The sequence below is a fragment of the Enterobacter cloacae complex sp. GYL001 genome (assembly GCF_049237125.1).
GTDB lineage: Bacteria > Pseudomonadota > Gammaproteobacteria > Enterobacterales > Enterobacteriaceae > Enterobacter > Enterobacter hormaechei_C.
Window position 1 is genome coordinate 399,945 of sequence record NZ_JBMKGW010000003.1, and the last position, 20,097, is coordinate 420,041.

General features: G+C 54.1%; 21 protein-coding genes and 1 other annotated feature. Of the genes, 11 read left to right on the forward strand and 10 right to left on the reverse strand.

From position 1 onward, the window contains the following. Positions 1–72: 72 nt before the first annotated feature. Entirely contained in the window at positions 73–546 is a 474-nt protein-coding gene (gene sbmC / locus ACOTWU_RS09360) for a DNA gyrase inhibitor SbmC (protein ID WP_126499104.1), read from the reverse strand. Between the two features lie 118 nt (positions 547–664). Continuing rightward, on the reverse strand, positions 665–1,837 hold the full coding sequence (gene dacD, locus ACOTWU_RS09365; protein WP_146132396.1) for a serine-type D-Ala-D-Ala carboxypeptidase DacD: 1,173 nt from the start codon (positions 1,835–1,837) through the stop codon (positions 665–667). A 191-nt stretch (positions 1,838–2,028) separates the two neighbouring features. Here dacD and sbcB point away from each other — a divergent pair, with 191 nt between their 5' ends. Then, positions 2,029–3,465: an exodeoxyribonuclease I gene (gene sbcB / locus ACOTWU_RS09370; protein WP_015572402.1), complete on the forward strand. Its 1,437-nt coding sequence runs from the start codon at positions 2,029–2,031 to the stop codon at positions 3,463–3,465. 121 nt (positions 3,466–3,586) lie between these two features. Here the strand turns inward: sbcB and ACOTWU_RS09375 are convergent, their stop codons facing one another. The 4 genes from ACOTWU_RS09375 to ACOTWU_RS09390 form a co-directional block, all read right to left on the reverse strand. Continuing rightward, positions 3,587–4,945 carry an APC family permease gene (locus ACOTWU_RS09375; RefSeq protein ID WP_006811203.1) on the reverse strand — a complete coding sequence of 453 codons (1,359 nt, stop codon included), beginning with the start codon at positions 4,943–4,945 and terminating at the stop codon, positions 3,587–3,589. Continuing rightward, positions 4,935–4,997: a membrane protein YoeI gene (gene yoeI / locus ACOTWU_RS09380; RefSeq protein WP_099458931.1), complete on the reverse strand. Its 63-nt coding sequence runs from the start codon at positions 4,995–4,997 to the stop codon at positions 4,935–4,937. The genes ACOTWU_RS09375 and yoeI overlap by 11 nt, the downstream gene beginning before the upstream one ends. A gap of 219 nt (positions 4,998–5,216) precedes the next feature. Further along, positions 5,217–6,146: a LysR substrate-binding domain-containing protein gene (locus ACOTWU_RS09385; RefSeq protein WP_015572401.1), complete on the reverse strand. Its 930-nt coding sequence runs from the start codon at positions 6,144–6,146 to the stop codon at positions 5,217–5,219. Between the two features lie 41 nt (positions 6,147–6,187). Further along, complete coding sequence (locus ACOTWU_RS09390) at positions 6,188–7,012, reverse strand: SDR family oxidoreductase (RefSeq protein WP_017383300.1); 825 nt, start codon at positions 7,010–7,012, stop codon at positions 6,188–6,190. 172 nt (positions 7,013–7,184) lie between these two features. Between ACOTWU_RS09390 and hisL the strand changes: the two genes are divergently transcribed. The 9 genes from hisL to hisIE all read left to right on the forward strand — a co-directional run bounded on the left by hisL (position 7,185) and on the right by hisIE (position 14,401). Continuing rightward, positions 7,185–7,235: a his operon leader peptide gene (gene hisL, locus ACOTWU_RS09395; protein WP_099516347.1), complete on the forward strand. Its 51-nt coding sequence runs from the start codon at positions 7,185–7,187 to the stop codon at positions 7,233–7,235. Next, positions 7,211–7,334, forward strand: a sequence feature (His leader region). Its footprint overlaps the gene before it by 25 nt. Positions 7,335–7,379: 45 nt before the next feature. Then, entirely contained in the window at positions 7,380–8,279 is a 900-nt protein-coding gene (gene hisG / locus ACOTWU_RS09400; RefSeq protein WP_070533848.1) for an ATP phosphoribosyltransferase, read from the forward strand. A gap of 5 nt (positions 8,280–8,284) precedes the next feature. After that, on the forward strand, positions 8,285–9,589 hold the full coding sequence (hisD, locus tag ACOTWU_RS09405; protein ID WP_126499103.1) for a histidinol dehydrogenase: 1,305 nt from the start codon (positions 8,285–8,287) through the stop codon (positions 9,587–9,589). Then, positions 9,586–10,647, forward strand: a complete 1,062-nt coding sequence (hisC, locus tag ACOTWU_RS09410) for a histidinol-phosphate transaminase (protein WP_126499102.1) — start codon at positions 9,586–9,588, stop codon at positions 10,645–10,647. The genes hisD and hisC overlap by 4 nt, the downstream gene beginning before the upstream one ends. Next, positions 10,644–11,711, forward strand: coding sequence for a bifunctional histidinol-phosphatase/imidazoleglycerol-phosphate dehydratase HisB (hisB, locus tag ACOTWU_RS09415; RefSeq protein ID WP_063863674.1), 1,068 nt, complete (start codon positions 10,644–10,646; stop codon positions 11,709–11,711). The genes hisC and hisB overlap by 4 nt, the downstream gene beginning before the upstream one ends. After that, entirely contained in the window at positions 11,711–12,301 is a 591-nt protein-coding gene (gene hisH / locus ACOTWU_RS09420; protein ID WP_015572396.1) for an imidazole glycerol phosphate synthase subunit HisH, read from the forward strand. Before hisB ends, hisH begins: the two co-directional genes overlap by 1 nt. Next, positions 12,301–13,038 carry a 1-(5-phosphoribosyl)-5-[(5-phosphoribosylamino)methylideneamino]imidazole-4-carboxamide isomerase gene (gene hisA / locus ACOTWU_RS09425; RefSeq protein ID WP_015572395.1) on the forward strand — a complete coding sequence of 246 codons (738 nt, stop codon included), beginning with the start codon at positions 12,301–12,303 and terminating at the stop codon, positions 13,036–13,038. Before hisH ends, hisA begins: the two co-directional genes overlap by 1 nt. Next, entirely contained in the window at positions 13,020–13,796 is a 777-nt protein-coding gene (gene hisF / locus ACOTWU_RS09430) for an imidazole glycerol phosphate synthase subunit HisF (protein WP_003859481.1), read from the forward strand. The genes hisA and hisF overlap by 19 nt, the downstream gene beginning before the upstream one ends. Beyond that, positions 13,790–14,401, forward strand: coding sequence for a bifunctional phosphoribosyl-AMP cyclohydrolase/phosphoribosyl-ATP diphosphatase HisIE (gene hisIE / locus ACOTWU_RS09435; RefSeq protein ID WP_063859132.1), 612 nt, complete (start codon positions 13,790–13,792; stop codon positions 14,399–14,401). The genes hisF and hisIE overlap by 7 nt, the downstream gene beginning before the upstream one ends. Before the next feature lie 39 nt (positions 14,402–14,440). Here hisIE and wzzB read toward each other — a convergent pair whose 3' ends face one another. After that, a complete protein-coding gene (wzzB, locus tag ACOTWU_RS09440; RefSeq protein ID WP_047718266.1) occupies positions 14,441–15,421 on the reverse strand; it encodes an LPS O-antigen chain length determinant protein WzzB in 981 nt (326 codons plus the stop codon). A 192-nt stretch (positions 15,422–15,613) separates the two neighbouring features. Between wzzB and ACOTWU_RS09445 the strand changes: the two genes are divergently transcribed. Continuing rightward, positions 15,614–16,618 carry an NAD-dependent epimerase gene (locus tag ACOTWU_RS09445; RefSeq protein WP_063859131.1) on the forward strand — a complete coding sequence of 335 codons (1,005 nt, stop codon included), beginning with the start codon at positions 15,614–15,616 and terminating at the stop codon, positions 16,616–16,618. A 48-nt stretch (positions 16,619–16,666) separates the two neighbouring features. Here the strand turns inward: ACOTWU_RS09445 and ugd are convergent, their stop codons facing one another. The 3 genes from ugd to rfbB form a co-directional block, all read right to left on the reverse strand. Beyond that, complete coding sequence (gene ugd / locus ACOTWU_RS09450) at positions 16,667–17,833, reverse strand: UDP-glucose 6-dehydrogenase (RefSeq protein WP_003859477.1); 1,167 nt, start codon at positions 17,831–17,833, stop codon at positions 16,667–16,669. A gap of 239 nt (positions 17,834–18,072) precedes the next feature. Further along, complete coding sequence (gene rfbA, locus ACOTWU_RS09455; RefSeq protein ID WP_017693099.1) at positions 18,073–18,954, reverse strand: glucose-1-phosphate thymidylyltransferase RfbA; 882 nt, start codon at positions 18,952–18,954, stop codon at positions 18,073–18,075. Further along, positions 18,955–20,040, reverse strand: a complete 1,086-nt coding sequence (rfbB, locus tag ACOTWU_RS09460; RefSeq protein WP_126499101.1) for a dTDP-glucose 4,6-dehydratase — start codon at positions 20,038–20,040, stop codon at positions 18,955–18,957. Positions 20,041–20,097 lie beyond the last annotated feature (57 nt).

The window sequence follows — 20,097 nt, forward strand, 5'->3', positions numbered from 1 at the left end:
GCAAACCACAATTGTACTGTGTTTTCAGCCGGGTGGATCGCGCCCGGCTGAAAAACCCTGCATTCCGCAGGATTATCCCACTTTATGCTCTACCGGTACAAACATCTCAATATCCCAGTAGCCGTCAGCATTGCCATCGTTCAGATAGCGTTCGAAGCAGGGTTTTGCCGCGATCTGGAATTTGTTGTCTTCCAGCAGGGAGTTGAAGAACTGATACCATGGAGTGGCGAAATCATGATTTTCGACGCGCGCGGCGGCAATAGCATACTCTCCGGCAGCAATTTCGGTCATCATTATCCCTTCGCTGTTTTCAGGAATAGTGAAATCGTCCGCTACCGTTACGGCGGTAACGCAGCGGAGCTTTTCTGCCGGCACGTCATCCGGATTGTCATAATAAACGGCCACCCACTCCTGCGGCTGAATATGACGCCCGTCTACCCACATGACCAGCTGTTCGAATCCCTGCTTGACCGTCTTTTCCCACTGCCCCACGAGATGAAAGCCAGCGATCGTACGTTTCTGTTGCTGCCTGATGCTGTAGTCCATGCTGCCTCCGTTTATTACTGTATATATATACACTGTAAAGCAGAATCGAGATTATCGGCAAACCAGGAGTGTTTATTATGTGAGCAGACTCGCAACACTGCCAGTCTGCCCAAAAAGGTCAGAGTTTATGATGCAGATAATCGCCAATACGGGAGAAAAGGCCGCCCTTTTCAACGCTTTCCAGCGTAACCAATGGCCAGTGCGCTACCACCTTGTCACGATCGTACAGCTGGATCTCCCCTACCCGCTGATGCGCGGCGATCGGCGCTTCCAGCTCTTTTTTATCCATCACGTATTTCGCCTTGATGTTTGGCACTTCCGATTTGGGTAATGCCAGCCAGAAGTCCTGATCCGTGCCCAGCGCGATCTGCTCTTTATCGCCGTACCAGATGCGCTCGGTTCCCACTTTTTTACCGTTATGCAGGATCTGCACCGTATCAAAATTTTGCTGTCCCCAGTGCAGCAGCTTGCGCGCCTGATCTTCACGTCCTTTCGGGCTGTCTGCCCCCATCACCACCGCAATCAGTCGACGCTGACCGTCCACCGCGGAGGCAATCAGGTTAAAGCCCGCGCCCGAGGTGTGACCCGTTTTCAGACCATCCACGTTCATGGTCTTATCCCACAGCAGGCCGTTGCGGTTCTGCTGGGTGATGCCGTTCCAGGTCAGGCTCTTTTCGCTGTACATGTGATAGAACTCAGGCTCGCCGTGAATGATGGCCCGGGAAAGCACGGCGAGATCGTAAGCGGAGCTGTGCTGACCCGGTGCATCCAGCCCGTGTACGGTTTCGAAGTGGGTATCGCGCAGGTTCAGCTTTTCAACGTAGTCATTCATCATCCTGACGAACTGCGGCTGACCGCCCGCCACGTGATCCGCCAGCGCCACGCAGGCGTCATTGCCGGAATCAACAATCAGGCCGCGGCTGAGATCGCGCACGGAAACCCGATCGCCCTCCTTCAGAAACATCAGCGACGAACCGTCAAAGACCGGATTGCCTTTTGCCCAGGCGTCACGTCCGACCGTCACAATGTCATCGGGGGTGATGCGGTGGCTATCAATGGCACGATCGACAACGTACCCCGTCATCAGTTTGGTCAGGCTCGCCGGATTACGCTGCTGATGTTCGTTGCCCGCCGTTAAGATTTGACCCGTGGTGTAATCCATCAATACCCAGGAGCCAGCCTGGATGGCAGGCGGCTGAGGTGAAAAATCCAGCGGCTCGGCAGCCAGCGCGGATGAAATACTCGAAGCGAGTAAAGAAACAGCAATAAACAGACGGCGTTTCAACGGTATATCCTCAGGTCAGTAAAAATCGATGACCTTTTTACGGGAGTTCTGATGTCGTTACCTGCCTTAATTGCAAAAAAATGTGACAGCACGCAGATTTTTTCGGAACAAATCTCGCAAATTTCTTGCCTGACGGTGCTTTTTATTCGGACTGCTCACCCCAATCGTTTACCATAGAGACGTCAATTTTTAACAGGATGAGATTACTGGTGTCTGACTCTGCCGCGCGCCCGACTTTTTTGTTCCACGATTACGAAACCTTTGGCACCCATCCGGCGCTGGACCGACCGGCGCAGTTTGCGGCTATCCGTACTGATGACGAATTTAACGTCATCGGCGAACCCGAGGTGTTTTACTGTAAGCCCGCCGATGACTATCTGCCGCAGCCGGGCGCGGTAATGGTGACGGGCATCACGCCTCAGGAAGCGCGGGATAAAGGCGTTAGCGAAGCAGAATTTGCCCGTCGCATCCACGACCTGTTCACGGTGCCCAATACCTGCGTGGTGGGTTACAACAACATCCGTTTTGACGATGAAGTGACGCGCAATATCTTCTACCGCAACTTCTACGATCCGTATGCCTGGAGCTGGCAAAACCGTAATTCACGCTGGGATTTGCTGGATATCATGCGCGCCTGCTATGCGCTGCGCCCGGAGGGGATTAACTGGCCGGAGAACGACGACGGCTTGCCGAGCTTCAGGCTCGAGCACCTGACGCGGGCCAACGGCATTGAGCACAGCAACGCCCACGACGCGATGGCAGACGTTTACGCGACCATCGCTATGGCGAAACTTGTAAAAACCGCGCAGCCGCGCCTGTTTGAGTATCTGTTGAGCCATCGCAGCAAGCAAAAGCTGATGACGCTAATTGACGTGCCGCAGATGAAACCGCTGGTGCATATTTCAGGGATGTTCGGTGCGTGGCGCGGGAATACAAGCTGGGTGGCGCCGCTTGCCTGGCATCCGGACAACCGTAACGCCGTCATCATGGTGGATCTCGCCGGAGATATCTCCCCGCTGCTTGAGCTCGACAGCGACACCTTACGTGAACGGCTCTATACCCCGAAAGAGGCGCTGGGTGACCTGCCAGCCGTACCGGTAAAACTGGTGCACATTAATAAGTGCCCGGTGCTGGCGCAGGCCAACACGCTGCGCCCGGAAGACGCCGACCGGCTGGGGATTAACCGTCAGCACTGCCTCGACAACCTGAAAGTGCTGCGCGACAACCCGCAGGTGCGCGAGAAAGTTGTCGCCATTTTTGCCGAAGCAGAGCCGTTCGTGCCGTCTGAGAATGTGGATGCGCAGCTTTATAACGGCTTCTTCAGCGATGCCGATCGCGCGGCGATGAACATCGTGCTGCAAACCGACCCGCGTAACCTGCCCGCGCTGGATATCACCTTCGCAGATAAGCGCATTGAGAAGTTGATGTTTAATTATCGCGCGCGCAACTATCCCGGCACGCTGGATGAAGCAGAGCAGGAACGCTGGTTACAGCATCGGCGCAACGTGTTTACGCCGGAGTTTCTTAATAGCTACGCCCAGGAGCTGGAGATGCTTTACGGTCAGTATGAAGGGAATGCTGAAAAACAGGCGCTGCTGAAAGCGCTGTTCCAGTATGCGCAAGAAATTGTCTGAGTAGCGGGTACAAAAAAGCCGGAGGCGATGTCTCCGGCTTTTTTTTGCCGGGTGGCGCTAACGCTTACCCGGCCTACGAAACTGTAGGTCGGGTTGAGCATAGCCGTCACCCGACACAGTCTTACGCGACGTCTTCGTACTGAGGAACCGGGTTGCGGAAGCTTCTGGTCACGCAAGCCAGGTAAATCAGACCGATTGCACCCCAGATCAGACCCAGAACCATTGAGCTCTCTTCCAGGTTGATCCACAGGGCGCCCACCGTCAGGGCACCACACACTGGCAGCACCAGATAGTTGATGTGGTCCTTCAGCGTCTTGTTGCGCTTCTCACGGATCCAGAACTGCGAAATCACGGAGAGGTTAACGAAGGTAAACGCCACCAGCGCACCAAAGTTAATCAGCGCAGTGGCCGTTACCAGGTCGAATTTAATCGCCAGCAGGGCAATAGCGCCCACCAGCAGCACGTTCCACGCCGGGGTACGCCATTTAGGATGCACGTAACCGAAGAAGCGGGTTGGGAACACACCGTCACGGCCCATCACGTACATCAGACGAGAAACGCCCGCGTGCGCAGCCATACCGGAAGCCAGTACGGTGACGCTGGAGAAGATCAGCACGCCCCACTGGAAGGTTTTACCCGCCACGTACAGCATAATTTCAGGCTGTGATGCATCCGGATCTTTAAAGCGAGAGATATCCGGGAAGTACAGCTGTAAGAAGTAAGACGCACCGATGAAGATCAGGCCGCCAATCAGCGCGGTCAGGAAAATCGCTTTCGGGATCACGCGCTCAGCGTCTTTGGTCTCTTCAGACAGAGAAGAGATACCGTCGAAGCCCAGGAACGAGAAGCACAGGATAGTTGCACCGGTGATCATCGGCACTACGTGAGCGCCTTCAGACCAGAACGGACGGGTGCTGGTCAGCGTACCTGCGCCTTCCCCGTGGGAAACGCCGTAGATGATCAGCCCAACGATAACCGCAACAATCCCCATCTGAAGGATCACAATCAGGGTGTTGAAGTTAGCCACGGTCTTGATGCTGCGCAGGTTAGAGATGGTCATAAAGGCCACCAGCGCCACAACGAAGATCCACGACGGCACGGAAGGCACCAGCGCTTCGAAGTAAATTTTTGCCAGCAGAATGTTGATCATCGGCATGAACAGGTAGTCCAGCAGTGATGACCAGCCCACCATAAAGCCAACCGCCGGGCTAATGGATTTCTGAGCATAGGTGTACGCAGAGCCTGCGGACGGGAAACGGCGAACCAGTTTACCGTAGCTCAGCGCTGTAAAGAGGATGGCGACCAGCGCAAAGGCGTACGCCGTTGCAACGTGACCGTCAGTAAGGCCTGATACGATACCGAATGTATCGAACAGCGTCATCGGTTGCATATAGGCAAGGCCCATCATAACAACCGGAATCAACGTAAGCGTTTTACGTAATTCCACGCGAGAGGTGTTTGGAGTTGCGTTATGCGACATAGTTATTCTCCTTTACGGTGATAACCGCCACGTAAGCGAAAAATTGCCCCATTTCTTTCTTCCTCAGCGACAACAACTGTCGGATTTTAGTAAATATCTATCCGGTACGAAGCCCGGCCTCTTGGTTTTTAGTTTCGTTTCGTACATGCAAAAAAAAATAACCGACGCCTTTTATATCGTCGATTATTCATTTGTTTGCAGCGGCGGCATTTTGCCCTATTCCAGATACAAAAGGCAATACATTGAGAAACCTGCCCATAAATTAATTTTACTAACTGATTGATTTCCCATCATCTGCCTGAGCGTAAACTGTGGCGATAGCACTATTTGCTAAAATTTCGTCTCGCCACCAGGCGCTGGCAAGCCCGGCGGTCTGTTCATTCCAGCCCACCCATACCGATTCGTTACTGCTCTGCGCTAAAACTTGTTTTTCCACCAGCGCTCCGCTGTCAATAAACCGCTGCGCTAAATAACGGGGAAGGTAACCGCACCCCAGGCCGCTTATTTGCAGCTCCAGCTTGGTTTTAAAATCAAAAACGGTGATGGCCTCCTGCTCATCCAGCAGCTGCGATGAAATGCCGCATTCGGGGCGAGAACTGTCTCCAACCACAATGGCACGATAGTTTTTAATGACGCGTCGGGTAACAGGCTCCGGTTCATTGGCCAGCGGGTGATGAGGCGCAACGGCAAAAACCTGCTCCAGAACGCCGAGCCGCGCAAAACCAAATTCGCTCAACTGGGGAGGCTCATGCAGCGCGCCAACGATGATATCCGCCCTGCCCTGCGTCAGGGCCTCCCAGGAACCGCCCAGCACGCCATTGATAAAAACCAGCCGGGTGACGCTGTGGCGCTGATAGAACGCCTCAATAAGCGGGGTAAGCAGGGAGAAAGGGAATGTATCATCAACCCCAATCACCAGCTCATTTTCCCAGCCCTGATGAAGTTTGACGGCCTGTTTTTCCAGTTCGCGAACCGTATGCAGCACGTCACGCCCTTTTTCCAGCAGCATCTGCCCTGTACGGGTGAAACGCGCGCGATGCCCGGTGCGGTCAAGGATTTGGATATTAAGATCGCTCTCGAGCTTTTGCACGGTGTAGCTCAGAGCCGAAGGGGTTTTATAAAGCTTCGCCGAGGCGGCGGCAAAGCTCCCCTCTTTTTCCAGCGCATCCAGAATAACAAGAACATCCAGCAGCGGTTTCATCTTCGCCCCCTTGCGGTGTGCGATTGTCTCCGCCGGCGCAATTATTCCATGGGCATAACCAGCGGATCGGGATACTGATATTCAAATCCCAGTTCATGGCAAATACGATTGCCATCAATAATTTTGCCTTTGCGTTCCCCCTGCGCCTCGCTGAATACCGGCGGCGCCAGACCCAGCTGGCGCGCCATCAGCGGATAAAAGGTACTCCGCGGCGGATGCGAAGGCGCACATATATTATAGATGTGCCCCCCTTTCGGAGCCTGCAAAAGCAGTTCTATTGCGCCGATAACATCCTCAAGATGCACAAGATTAACCCCGTGCTGGCCATCCGGCGCAGATTTACCGGCAAAGAAGCGCCCCGGATGACGCCCCGGCCCCACCAGCCCGGCCAGACGTAAGATATCCACCTGCGTGCCAGGCAGATTGTGCAGCCAGTCTTCCAGCTCTTTCAGTACCCGGCCGCTGGCGGTCACCGGACGGCGCTCGGTGTTTTCTTTCGCCGTACCGTCGATATCGCCATAGACGGAGGTGGAGCTGGTGAAAATGATACGCGGGATATGGTGCGCCAGGGCGCTGTCGACGATCTCCTGCACCGCCTGCAAGTAAAAAGACTCACCCGGGCCGCTGCGCCGCGCCGGTAAGGTAATGACCAGCGCGTCCACATTCATCAGTTCATCCAGCTCGTCGGTATCGCAGATAAGCTCGGGTTCGAGACGCAGCTCAACACCATCAATGCCGCACATGCGTGCCGCTTCAACCCCATCTCGGGTGGTCTTACTCCCTGTCACCTGCCAGCCTTTCGCGGCTAATGACATCGCCAGTGGCATTCCTAACCATCCTAACCCGACAATCGCGACCTTTTTCATTACATTCTCCGCTTAACGATGCCTGTTATAAGGCTACGCCAGCCTGGTGGAACGCACAATTCATACCATCAATATGAAATGAATTAATGATCAAAAAAAGCCCTTGCTTTATGGCGTACAACTGGTTTAGGTTAAAAGACATCAAATGCATAAGCATTCAACGAGAATTTATATGACACGCGTTCCTTTCAAAAACCACCATCATCACCATCATCCTGACTAGTCTTTCAGGCGATGTGTGCTGGAAGACGTTTGGATCTTCCAGTGGTGCATGAACGCATGAAAAAGCCCCCGGAAGATCTTCTTCCGGGGGCTTTTTTTTGGACCGCATTCAGACAGGTTAAAACAGGTTAACGAGGAACACAGAATGTTAGATAACTCACGTTTACGCATAGCTATTCAAAAATCAGGCCGTTTAAGCGACGATTCACGCGAACTGCTGGCCCGCTGCGGGATTAAAATCAACCTGCACACCCAGCGCCTGATCGCCCTGGCTGAAAATATGCCGATCGACATTCTGCGCGTACGTGATGACGATATCCCGGGCCTGGTGATGGATGGCGTCGTTGATCTCGGCATCATCGGCGAAAACGTACTGGAAGAAGAGTTATTAACCCGCCGCGCGCAGGGCGAAGATCCGCGCTACTTTACCCTGCGTCGTCTGGACTTTGGCGGCTGCCGCCTGTCGCTGGCTACGCCGGTCGATGAAGCCTGGGACGGCCCGGCCGCGCTGAACGGCAAACGTATCGCCACCTCTTACCCTCACCTGCTGAAGCGTTACCTCGATCAAAAAGGCGTGCTGTTTAAATCCTGTCTGCTGAACGGCTCCGTTGAAGTGGCGCCGCGTGCGGGCCTGGCCGATGCCATCTGTGACCTCGTCTCCACCGGCGCCACGCTCGAAGCGAACGGCCTGCGCGAAGTGGAGGTGATCTACCGCTCCAAAGCCTGCCTGATTCAGCGCGACGGCGAGATGGCCGACGCCAAACAGCAGCTCATCGACAAGCTGCTGACCCGCATTCAGGGCGTGATTCAGGCGCGTGAATCCAAATACATCATGATGCATGCGCCGACCGAGCGCCTGGACGAAGTGATTGCCCTGCTGCCGGGCGCTGAGCGCCCAACCATTCTGCCGCTGGCGGGCGACCAGCAGCGCGTGGCGATGCACATGGTCAGCAGCGAAACCCTGTTCTGGGAAACCATGGAAAAACTGAAGGCGCTGGGCGCAAGCTCCATTCTGGTGCTGCCAATTGAGAAGATGATGGAGTAACGACCATGAGCTTTAACACAATCATCGACTGGAATACCTGTAGCGACGCGCAACAGCGCGAGCTGCTGATGCGCCCGGCAATTTCCGCCTCGGAGAGCATCACCCGCACCGTGGCGGAGATCCTCGATAACGTCAAAGACCGCGGGGACGATGCGCTGCGCGAGTACAGCGCGAAGTTTGATAAAACTGAGGTCGACGCGTTACAGGTTACCGAGCAGGAAATCATTGATGCCAGCAATCGTCTGGGTGATGACATCAAACAGGCGATGGCCGTCGCGGTGAAAAATATTGATACCTTCCACACCGCGCAGAAATTGCAGGCGGTGGATGTGGAAACCCTGCCCGGCGTACGCTGCCAGCAGGTGACACGCCCGGTGGCGTCCGTCGGCCTCTATATTCCCGGCGGCTCTGCCCCGCTGTTTTCGACCGTCCTGATGCTGGCCACCCCGGCACGTATTGCCGGTTGTCAGAAGGTGGTGCTCTGCTCTCCGCCACCGATCGCCGACGAGATCCTGTATGCGGCGAAGCTGTGCGGCGTGCAGGCGATCTATAAAGTGGGCGGTGCGCAGGCGATTTCCGCCCTGGCGTTCGGGACGGGATCCATTCCGAAGGTCGACAAAATCTTTGGCCCGGGAAATGCCTACGTGACCGAAGCGAAGCGCCAGGTCAGCCAGCGTCTGGACGGCGCGGCGATTGATATGCCTGCCGGGCCGTCTGAAGTGCTGGTGATTGCCGACAGCGGCGCTACACCGGATTTCGTGGCCTCTGACCTGCTCTCGCAGGCCGAACACGGCCCTGACTCGCAGGTGATTTTACTGACGCCAGATGCCGACATGGCAAAACGCGTGGGCGACGCCGTTGAGCGTCAGCTGGCTGACCTGCCGCGTGCGGAAACGGCGCGTCAGGCGCTATCCGCCAGCCGCCTGATTGTGGCCCGCGATCTTGACCAGTGCATCGCCATCTCCAACCAGTACGGTCCTGAGCACCTGATTATTCAGACCCGCAACGCGCGCGATCTGGTCGACAGCATAACCAGCGCAGGCTCAGTGTTCCTCGGGGACTGGTCACCGGAATCCGCCGGGGATTACGCCTCCGGCACCAACCACGTGCTGCCGACGTATGGCTATACCTCAACCTGCTCCAGCCTGGGGCTGGCGGATTTCCAGAAGCGCATGACCGTGCAGGAACTCTCCCGTGAGGGATTTGCCTCGCTGGCGTCGACCATTGAAACCCTGGCCGCCGCCGAGCGCCTGACTGCCCACAAAAATGCCGTGACGCTGCGCGTTGCCGCCCTGAAGGAGCAAGCATGAACATCGAAGAATTAGCCCGCGAAAATGTCCGTCGCCTGACGCCCTATCAGTCTGCGCGTCGTCTGGGCGGGAACGGCGACGTCTGGCTGAATGCCAACGAATATCCCACGGCGGTGGCCTTTGAGCTTTCGCAGCAGACGCTGAACCGCTACCCGGAGTGTCAGCCGAAAGCGGTGATCGAGAACTATGCGCAGTATGCAGGCGTGAAGCCTGAGCAGGTGCTGGTCAGCCGTGGGGCGGATGAAGGGATTGAGCTGCTGATCCGCGCCTTCTGTGAGCCGGGTAAAGACGCGGTGATGTACTGCCAGCCCACCTACGGGATGTACAGCGTGAGCGCCGAAACCTTTGGCGTGGCCTGCCGCAACGTGCAGGCGCTCGACAACTGGCAGCTGGATTTGCAGGGCATCGCTGATAACCTTGACGGCGTGAAGGTAGTATTTGTCTGTAGCCCGAATAACCCCACCGGGCAGATTATTCATCCGCATGATATCCGCACCTTGCTGGAGATGACGCGCGGCAAGGCGCTGGTCGTCGCTGATGAAGCCTACATTGAGTTCTGCCCGCAGGCGACGCTGACAGGCTGGCTTGAGGAGTATCCGCATCTCGTTGTGCTGCGTACCCTTTCCAAAGCCTTCGCCCTCGCCGGCCTTCGCTGTGGATTTACGCTGGCGAATAAAGCGGTTATCGACCTGCTGCTGAAAGTGATTGCCCCATATCCGCTCTCAACGCCGGTTGCCGATATTGCGGCACAGGCGCTGGCCCCGCAGGGCATCAGCGCGATGCGCGAGCGTGTGGCGCAGATCCTGGAAGAGCGTCAGTATCTTGTTGATACCCTTAAAACGATTCCGTGCGTGGAGCAGGTGTTCGACTCGGAAACCAACTACATCCTGGTGCGCTTCACCGCCTCAAGCGCGATATTTAAATCGTTGTGGGATCAGGGCATTATCTTACGAGACCAGAATAAACAACCTACCCTGAGCGGCTGCCTGCGTATTACCGTCGGCACCCGTGCAGAGAGCCAGCGCGTGATTGACGCCCTGAAAGCGGAGAAAGTATGAGTCAGAAGTATCTCTTTATCGATCGTGACGGCACCATCATCTCGGAGCCACCCAGCGATTTTCAGGTCGATCGTTTCGACAAGCTGGCCTTTGAACCCGACGTGATCCCGGTGCTGCTGAAGCTTCAGAAAGCAGGCTATAAGCTGGTGATGATCACCAACCAGGACGGTCTGGGCACCGACAGCTTCCCGCAGGTAGACTTTGACGGCCCGCACAACCTGATGATGCAGGTGCTGACCTCGCAGGGCATCGCCTTCGACGAAGTGCTGATCTGCCCGCATATGCCTGCCGACGAGTGCGACTGCCGCAAGCCAAAAGTGAAGCTTGTTGAACGTTATCTGGCGGAAGAGGCGCTGGATAAAAGCAACAGCTATGTGATCGGCGATCGCGTCACGGATATCACGCTGGCGGAAAACATGGGCATTGCGGGTCTGCGCTATAACCGCGACACGCTAAACTGGGCGATGATTGGCGAGCAGCTCACCCGACGCGACCGCTATTCCCACGTTGAACGCAACACCAAAGAGACGCAGATCGACGTGAAGGTCTGGCTGGACCGCGAAGGCGGCAGCAAGATCCACACCGGCGTCGGTTTCTTTGACCACATGCTGGATCAAATCGCCACGCACGGCGGCTTCCGCATGGAAATCGCGGTGAAGGGCGACCTGTATATCGACGATCACCACACCGTGGAAGATACCGGCCTGGCGCTGGGCGAAGCCCTGAAGCTGGCGCTCGGCGACAAGCGCGGTATCAACCGCTTCGGCTTTGTTCTGCCGATGGACGAGTGCCTGGCGCGCTGCGCGATGGATATCTCCGGGCGTCCGCACCTTGAATACAAAGCCGACTTTACCTACCAGCGCGTGGGCGATCTCAGCACCGAGATGGTGGAACACTTCTTCCGCTCGCTTTCTTACACCATGGGCCTGACGCTGCACCTGAAAACCAAAGGCAAAAACGATCACCACCGCGTCGAGAGCCTGTTCAAAGCCTTTGGCCGTACCCTGCGCCAGGCGATCCGCGTGGAAGGTGACGCCCTGCCCTCGTCGAAAGGAGTGCTGTAATGAACGTGGTGATTCTGGATACCGGATGCGCCAACCTGAACTCCGTACAGTCGGCGATTATGCGCCACGGCTACGAGCCGGTGGTGAGCCGCGACCCTGACGTGGTGCTGCGTGCGGATAAACTCTTTCTGCCGGGCGTTGGCACCGCCCAGGCGGCGATGGATCAGATCCATGAGCGCGAGCTGGTAGATCTCATCAAAGCCTGTACTCAGCCGGTGCTGGGCATTTGCCTCGGCATGCAGCTGCTTGGCCGCCGCAGCGAAGAGAGCAACGGCGTTGATCTGCTGGGCATTATTGAAGAAGACGTGCCGAAAATGACCGACCACGGCCTGCCGCTGCCGCACATGGGCTGGAACCGCGTTTATCCGAAGGCGGGCAACAGGCTGTTCCAGGGTATTGAAGACGGCGCGTACTTCTATTTTGTTCACAGCTACGCCATGCCCGTGAATGCCTACACCATCGCCCAGTGCAATTACGGCGAGGCGTTCACCGCCGCCGTGCAGAAAGATAACTTTTACGGCGTGCAGTTTCACCCGGAACGTTCCGGCGCCGCCGGTGCGCAACTGCTGAAAAATTTCCTGGAGATGTGATGATAATTCCCGCTTTAGATTTAATTGACGGCACGGTTGTTCGTCTCCACCAGGGCGATTACGGGCAGCAGCGCGACTACGGCAACGACCCGCTGCCGCGGTTACAGGCTTACGCCGCCGAGGGCGCTGAGGTGTTGCACCTGGTCGATCTGACCGGCGCGAAAGATCCGGCCAAACGCCAGATCCCGCTGCTTAAAACACTGGTGGCTGGCGTGGACGTCCCGGTGCAGGTGGGCGGCGGCGTGCGTACTGAAGCCGATGTTGCCGCCTTACTGGACGCGGGCGTGGCGCGCGTGGTAGTCGGTTCGACCGCAGTGAAAGATCCTGAGAGTGTCAAGGGCTGGTTCCGCCGCTTCGGTGCGGATGCGCTGGTGCTGGCGCTGGATGTGCGCATTGACGCGCAGGGTAACAAGCAGGTCGCGGTCAGCGGCTGGCAGGAAAACTCCGGCGTAACGCTGGAAGAGCTGGTCGGGATGTATCTCCCCGTAGGGCTGAAGCACGTCCTGTGCACGGATATTTCACGCGATGGTACGCTCGCAGGCTCTAACGTCTCGCTGTATGAAGAGGTTTGCGCGCGTTATCCGCAGGTGGCGTTTCAGTCCTCTGGCGGTATCGGCGACCTGGCGGATATCGCCGCTCTGCGCGGAACCGGTGTACGTGGCGTGATCGTGGGTCGCGCGCTGCTGGAAGGCAAATTTACGGTGAAGGAGGCGATTCAATGCTGGCAAAACGGATAATTCCCTGCCTGGACGTGCGTGATGGTCAGGTTGTAAAAGGCGTGCAGTTCCGCAACCACGAGATCATTGGCGACATCGTTCCCCTGGCAAAACGTTATGCCGAAGAAGGCGCAGACGAACTGGTATTTTACGATATCACCGCCTCCAGCGATGGCCGCGTGGTGGACAAAAGCTGGGTGGCGCGCGTGGCAGAGGTGATTGATATTCCCTTCTGCGTGGCGGGCGGGATTAAATCTGCTGACGATGCGGCGAAAATTCTCTCTTTCGGTGCGGACAAAATTTCGATTAACTCCCCTGCGCTTGCAGATCCGGAGCTGATTACGCGTCTGGCGGACCGCTTTGGCGTGCAGTGCATTGTCGTGGGGATCGACACCTGGTTTGATACCGCGACGGGCAAATATCACGTTAACCAGTACACCGGCGATGAAAGCCGCACGCGCGTCACCCAATGGGAGACGCTGGACTGGGTGCAGGAAGTACAAAAACGCGGTGCGGGTGAAATCGTGCTGAACATGATGAACCAGGACGGCGTACGCAACGGTTACGACCTCGAGCAGCTGAAAAAAGTGCGCGCGGTGTGCCAGGTTCCGCTGATTGCCTCCGGCGGCGCAGGCACCATGGAACACTTCCTTGAAGCCTTCCGCGATGCGAACGTAGACGGCGCGCTGGCCGCTTCCGTGTTCCACAAACAGATTATCAATATTGGTGAGTTAAAAACGTACCTGGCCGACCAGGGCGTGGAGATCAGGGTATGTTAACAGAGCAACAACAGGCGCAGCTGGACTGGGAAAAAACTGACGGATTACTGCCGGTGGTTGTACAGCATGCCGTTTCAGGCGAAGTGCTGATGCTGGGATACATGAACCAGCAGGCACTGACAAAAACGATCGACAGCGGCAAGGTGACGTTTTTCTCGCGCACCAAACAGCGCCTGTGGACGAAAGGGGAAACCTCAGGTCACTTCCTGAATGTGGTCAGCATTACGCCAGATTGCGACAACGACACCCTGCTGGTGCTGGTCAACCCGATTGGGCCGACCTGCCACAAAGGCACCAGCAGCTGCTTCGGCGAGGCGAGCCACCAGTGGCTGTTCCTCTATCAGCTGGAACAGCTGCTGGCAGAGCGTAAATCAGCGGATCCCGAGAGCTCGTACACGGCGAAGCTGTACGCCAGCGGCACCAAACGTATTGCGCAGAAAGTGGGTGAGGAAGGCGTTGAAACGGCGCTGGCGGCCACTGTGCATGACCGTGAGGAGCTGACGAACGAAGCGTCGGATTTAATGTATCACCTGCTGGTGCTGCTTCAGGATCAGGAGCTGGATTTAACGACGGTGATTGAGAATTTGCGGAAACGACATAAATAAAAAAAGACCGGGGAGACCCGGTCTTTTTTTGTGTGTAAATCAGGCTCTTGGCTTGTAGTTTCTCAGCGCGTTACGGCCGAGGACGACAGCAGAACCGATGATCCCGCCGAGGAGAACGGCAAGGATGAGGGTGATGGCCTTTTTAGGGCTGTCACGCTTGATTGGCAGATCTGGTTTCATTACGTAACGATAGACATGTAACGTGTCTGGGTTAACGTTGAGGTTTTCAATGTCCAGTAAGTTCTTTTTGGTCTGATAGTAAGAGCCAGGGAAGACCAGCGGACGGGACGCCTCGTTATCAACCATTGATTTGAGCGCTACGGTGCCCAGCAGGAACATGGTTTCCTGAGTAACATCCTGCGTTTGCTGGAGCTGCGGTGTGCTAATTTTCGCCGCCTCCGCGTTCTTAAGCGCCTCAGAAATTTGCTTGATACGCAGATCTTTTTGCTCCTGTGCCACTTTCTCCTGGTTCAGAAGAGAGTCGTTCAGGGTTGTGATCTGTTGCTTGAGGTTGTCTCTGAGGTCAAGCGTCAGTTCTTTGGCCGTTTGTTCGTCAACCTGCTGGATGTATTGGGCCAACTGCTTTTGCGCAGCTTCAGCCGAATCGCTCTGATAACTGACAGTTAAAGGTACACTCTGTCCCTTTACAGTAGGCTCAATGGACAATTTCTCTGGAAATTCCTGGTTGTCCAGCGCTTGCGCTAATGCTGAAAAAGAAGAATTAAAACGACCAATAGCACGATTTTGGATATCTAAGGTTGAAGGTGCTGCCCCGCCATAGAGGATATTCAACGCATTGGAATAGGTGGCGATTTGTGCCGCATCTGGCTGGGCTATGATGGCGGATGACGTCCATTTCTCTTTAGCAACAGTGATGTAGACAACGGCGAGAACGATAAAAGCAGCAACAAATGCCCCTATTACCCACTTACCACGCCACAGCTGTAGCATTAAATCCAGTAAATCAATTTGCTCCGGGTCATTGTTGCGTGTGACCAGGTTATTGTTGTTTTGCGTCATACAATCCCTAACAGATGAAAAAGGGCAAAAATAATCTTGTTTCCTTAGTGTATCTGTTGCTGGCGATTTTTCTATAAGAATCCGATGAGTTATATCGGAAAGATGGGTTATGTAAGTGAAGTGCGACGCGCTATCATAGACGGATTCTGATGTCCTGGGACATCAACAAGAAGACTGTGAATGAGGGAAGCTATGAAATTTCTGGTAACTGGCGCGGCGGGCTTTATCGGTTCTCATGTCAGCAAGCGCCTGCTTGATGCAGGGCATAAGGTTGTTGGGCTTGATAACCTGAATGATTACTATGACCCTAACCTCAAGCTCGCTCGCCTCGAACTGCTCAAATCCGGGAGTTTCACCTTCCACAAGCTGGACTTAGCGGACCGCGAGAGCATGGCTGCGCTCTTCGCCAATGAAAAATTTGACCGCGTGATCCATCTTGCCGCCCAGGCGGGCGTGCGTTACTCGCTGGAAAACCCGCATGCCTACGCGGATGCGAACCTGGTAGGTCACCTGAACGTGCTGGAAGGCTGTCGCCACAATAAGGTTCAGCATCTTCTGTATGCGTCATCCAGTTCTGTTTACGGCCTCAACCGTAAGATGCCGTTTTCTACTGACGACTCCGTAGACCATCCGGTTTCCCTGTATGCGGCAACCAAAAAAGCCAATGAGCTGATGTCTCATACCTATTCGCATCTGTATAACCTGCCGACCACTGGCCTGCGCTTCTTTACCGTGTATGGCCCATGGGGCCGACCGGACATGGCGCTGTTCAAATTCACCAAAGCCATGATTGAAGGCAACAGCATCGACGTATACAACTACGGCAAGATGAAGCGCGACTTCACCTATATCGATGATATTGCGGAGGCGATTATTCGCCTACAGGACGTCATTCCTCAGGCCGATGCCGACTGGACGGTCGAAACCGGTTCGCCAGCAACCAGTTCTGCCCCGTATCGCGTGTATAACATCGGTAACAGTTCGCCTGTCGAACTGATGGATTACATCACCGCGCTTGAAGAGGCGCTGGGGAAAGAAGCGGTGAAAAATATGATGCCGATCCAGCCGGGGGACGTGCTGGAGACCAGTGCGGACACCAAAGCGCTGTATGACGTTATTGGGTTTAAACCACAAACCTCAGTCAAAGAAGGCGTGAAAAACTTCGTCGACTGGTACCGCAACTTCTATAACGTTTAAAAACAAAAAACCCGGCACAGTGCCGGGTTTTTTTTATCACGATTTTGATCAGTCGCTGCCGAACAAATCGCGGGTATAGACTTTATCTTTCACATCCGCCAGCTCTTCCGCCATACGGTTGGAGATAATTACATCCGCTTCTTTCTTAAACGCATCCAGATCGCGGATCACACGCGAATGGAAGAACTCATCTTCCTGCATCGCCGGTTCATAAATAATGACCTGCACGCCCTTCGCCTTAATACGCTTCATGATCCCCTGAATGGAAGAAGCGCGGAAGTTATCGGAACCGCTCTTCATGATCAGACGATAAACACCCACCACTTTCGGCTGACGCGCCAGAATGGAATCCGAGATAAAGTCTTTACGCGTGCGGTTGGCATCCACAATGGCGGAAATCAGGTTGTTTGGTACCGCCTGATAGTTTGCCAGCAGCTGCTTGGTATCTTTTGGCAGGCAGTAACCACCGTAACCGAAGGACGGGTTGTTGTAATGGTTACCGATACGCGGGTCAAGACACACGCCCTCGATGATCTGACGGGTGTTCAGACCTAAGCTCTCGGCATAGCTGTCCAGCTCGTTGAAGTAAGCCACACGCATCGCCAGATAGGTATTGGCGAAAAGCTTAATGGCCTCTGCCTCGGTGGAATCGGTGAACAGGACAGGAATATCTTTTTTGATTGCGCCTTCCTGAAGCAACGCAGCAAAACGCTCTGCACGCTCGGAACGCTCGCCAATCACGATACGGGATGGGTGCAGGTTATCGTATAACGCCCTGCCCTCGCGGAGAAATTCCGGCGAGAAGAAGACATTATCAATACCCAACTCTTCTTTAATCGATTTGGTGAAACCCACTGGAATTGTCGACTTGATGATCATCACTGCGTTCGGGTTGATTGCCGTAACGTCTTTAATCACCGCTTCAACGGTAGAGGTATTGAAGTAATTGGTTTTAGGATCATAGTCGGTTGGCGTGGCGATGATGACGAAATCCGCATCGCGGTAAGCGTCTTCTTTGTCCGTGGTAGCGCGGAAGTTCAGCGGTTTGGTCGCGAGGTACTCTTCAATCTCTTTATCGACGATCGGGGACTTCTTCTGGTTAAGCATGTCCACTTTTGCCTGCACGATATCCAGCGCAACCACTTCATGGTTTTGTGCAATCAGAATACCGTTTGAGAGACCAACATAGCCTGTTCCGGAGATGGTTATTTTCATTTGTTTGACTTCTACACGTTTGAGTTTTTGATGACCATAACACAGTCACCACAATGATTAACTAAGCGTTTTTTATCGCTAACCTTCATTCGCTGTCAAGGTTTCAGTTTTTTTGAAAAATGTTTTTGCTCAGCAAAAAGACCTGTCGTTATACTAAGCAAAGTACCTGTTTTACAGCGACAATAAGACGTTAAAGGGCAGTCGAGAGTAAGCAGAGGAAAACTGCTTACTTCGTCAAATCAGACTAATCCCTTGGTCAGATTCAGCAGATACTGACCATACCCGGTCTTTTTCAATGGTTCAGCGAGTACCCGAAGTTGTTCGGCATCAATAAAACCTCGTCGGAACGCAATCTCTTCAGGACATGAAACTTTTAGCCCCTGTCGCTCTTCAATTGTGGCGATAAAATTGCTTGCCTCGATCATACTCTGATGCGTTCCGGTATCCAGCCAGGCATAGCCGCGTCTCATCATCGCGACAGACAATCGTCCCTGCTGCATATAGATGCGGTTGATGTCGGTAATTTCGAGTTCACCTCGCTCGGACGGCGTTAAGCTTTTGGCCATCTCAATCACATCGTTGTCGTAAAAATAAAGACCGGTTATTGCGTAATTACTCTTGGGTTGCTGAGGCTTCTCCTCAAGGCCAATTGCAGTACCGTCTTTATCAAACTCAACGACGCCATAGCGTTCCGGGTCGCTGACATGATAGGCGAATACGGTCGCACCCTCTTGCTGGCTTGCTGCGCCTTCAAGCAGTCTGGGGAGATCGTGTCCGTAGAAAATATTATCGCCTAATACCAGCGCACAATTATCCTCACCGATAAACTCTTCACCCAGAATAAAAGCTTGTGCCAGTCCATCAGGACTTGGTTGCACTTTGTACTGGATATGCAATCCCCACTGGCTACCGTTCCCGAGCAGTTGTTCAAAACGCGGAGTGTCCTGAGGCGTGCTGATAATCAGAATATCCCGTATACCTGCCAGCATAAGCGTAGAGAGCGGATAATAGATCATTGGCTTATCGTAAATTGGCAACAATTGCTTGCTTACGGCCATAGTCACGGGATAAAGACGTGTACCCGATCCGCCAGCTAATATAATCCCTTTACGTTTCGTCATTTACTTACGCTCCCCATAATTTTGCTCAATCCAGCTCTTATAGGCGCCGCTTTTTACATTCGATACCCACTCCTGGTTATTCAAATACCATTCAACCGTTTTACGGATGCCACTTTCAAAGGTTTCCACAGGAGTCCATCCAAGCTCGTCGCTAATTTTATGAGCATCAATTGCATAACGTCTGTCGTGACCTGGTCGGTCCGCGACATAAGTAATTTGTGCGCGATAGGATGTTTCTTTCGGTACCATTTCATCGAGCAGATCACAAATGGTCTGAACAACTTCAATATTTTTCTTCTCGTTATGACCGCCAATATTATAGGTTTCTCCCGGCTTACCCGTGGTCAGAACCGTATACAGTGCACGAGCATGGTCTTCAACGTATAACCAGTCACGGATTTGATCGCCCTTACCGTAAATCGGCAATGGTTTATTATCCAGCGCATTAAGGATAACAAGAGGAATCAGCTTTTCAGGAAAGTGGTATGGGCCATAATTATTCGAACAATTTGTCACAATCCCGGGTAAACCATAGGTGCGTATCCAGGCTCGAACTAAATGGTCGCTGGACGCTTTTGACGCTGAGTAAGGGCTGCTTGGCTGGTACGCTGTTTTCTCGGTAAACAGCGGTAACAGGGTGGAGTCAGAATGTTCATCGGGATGAGGCAGATCGCCGTAAACCTCATCAGTTGAAATGTGATGGAAACGGAAGGCGGATTTTGCTGCCTCGTCCAGTGAAGACCAGTAAGCACGGCTTGTTTCTAACAGGATATAGGTGCCAACAATATTGGTTTCAATAAACGCAGCGGGACCGGTAATAGAACGGTCGACATGGCTCTCGGCAGCCAGGTGCATTATCGCATCAGGCTGATGGGTAGCAAAAATACGCGCCATTGCCTCTTTATCACATATATCGGCATGCTCAAAAACATAGCGTTCGCTATCGCTTACTTCACGCAAGGATTCCAGATTACCGGCATAGGTCAATTTATCAACGTTAACAACGCTATCCCGAGTATTGCTAATAATATGTCGGATAACCGCGGAACCGATAAAACCGGCACCGCCAGTAACTAGAATTTTCACGCAATCTATTCCATTAAACAGTAGGTGGATCGGGCAAGATAAAAAAGCCCGGTATCT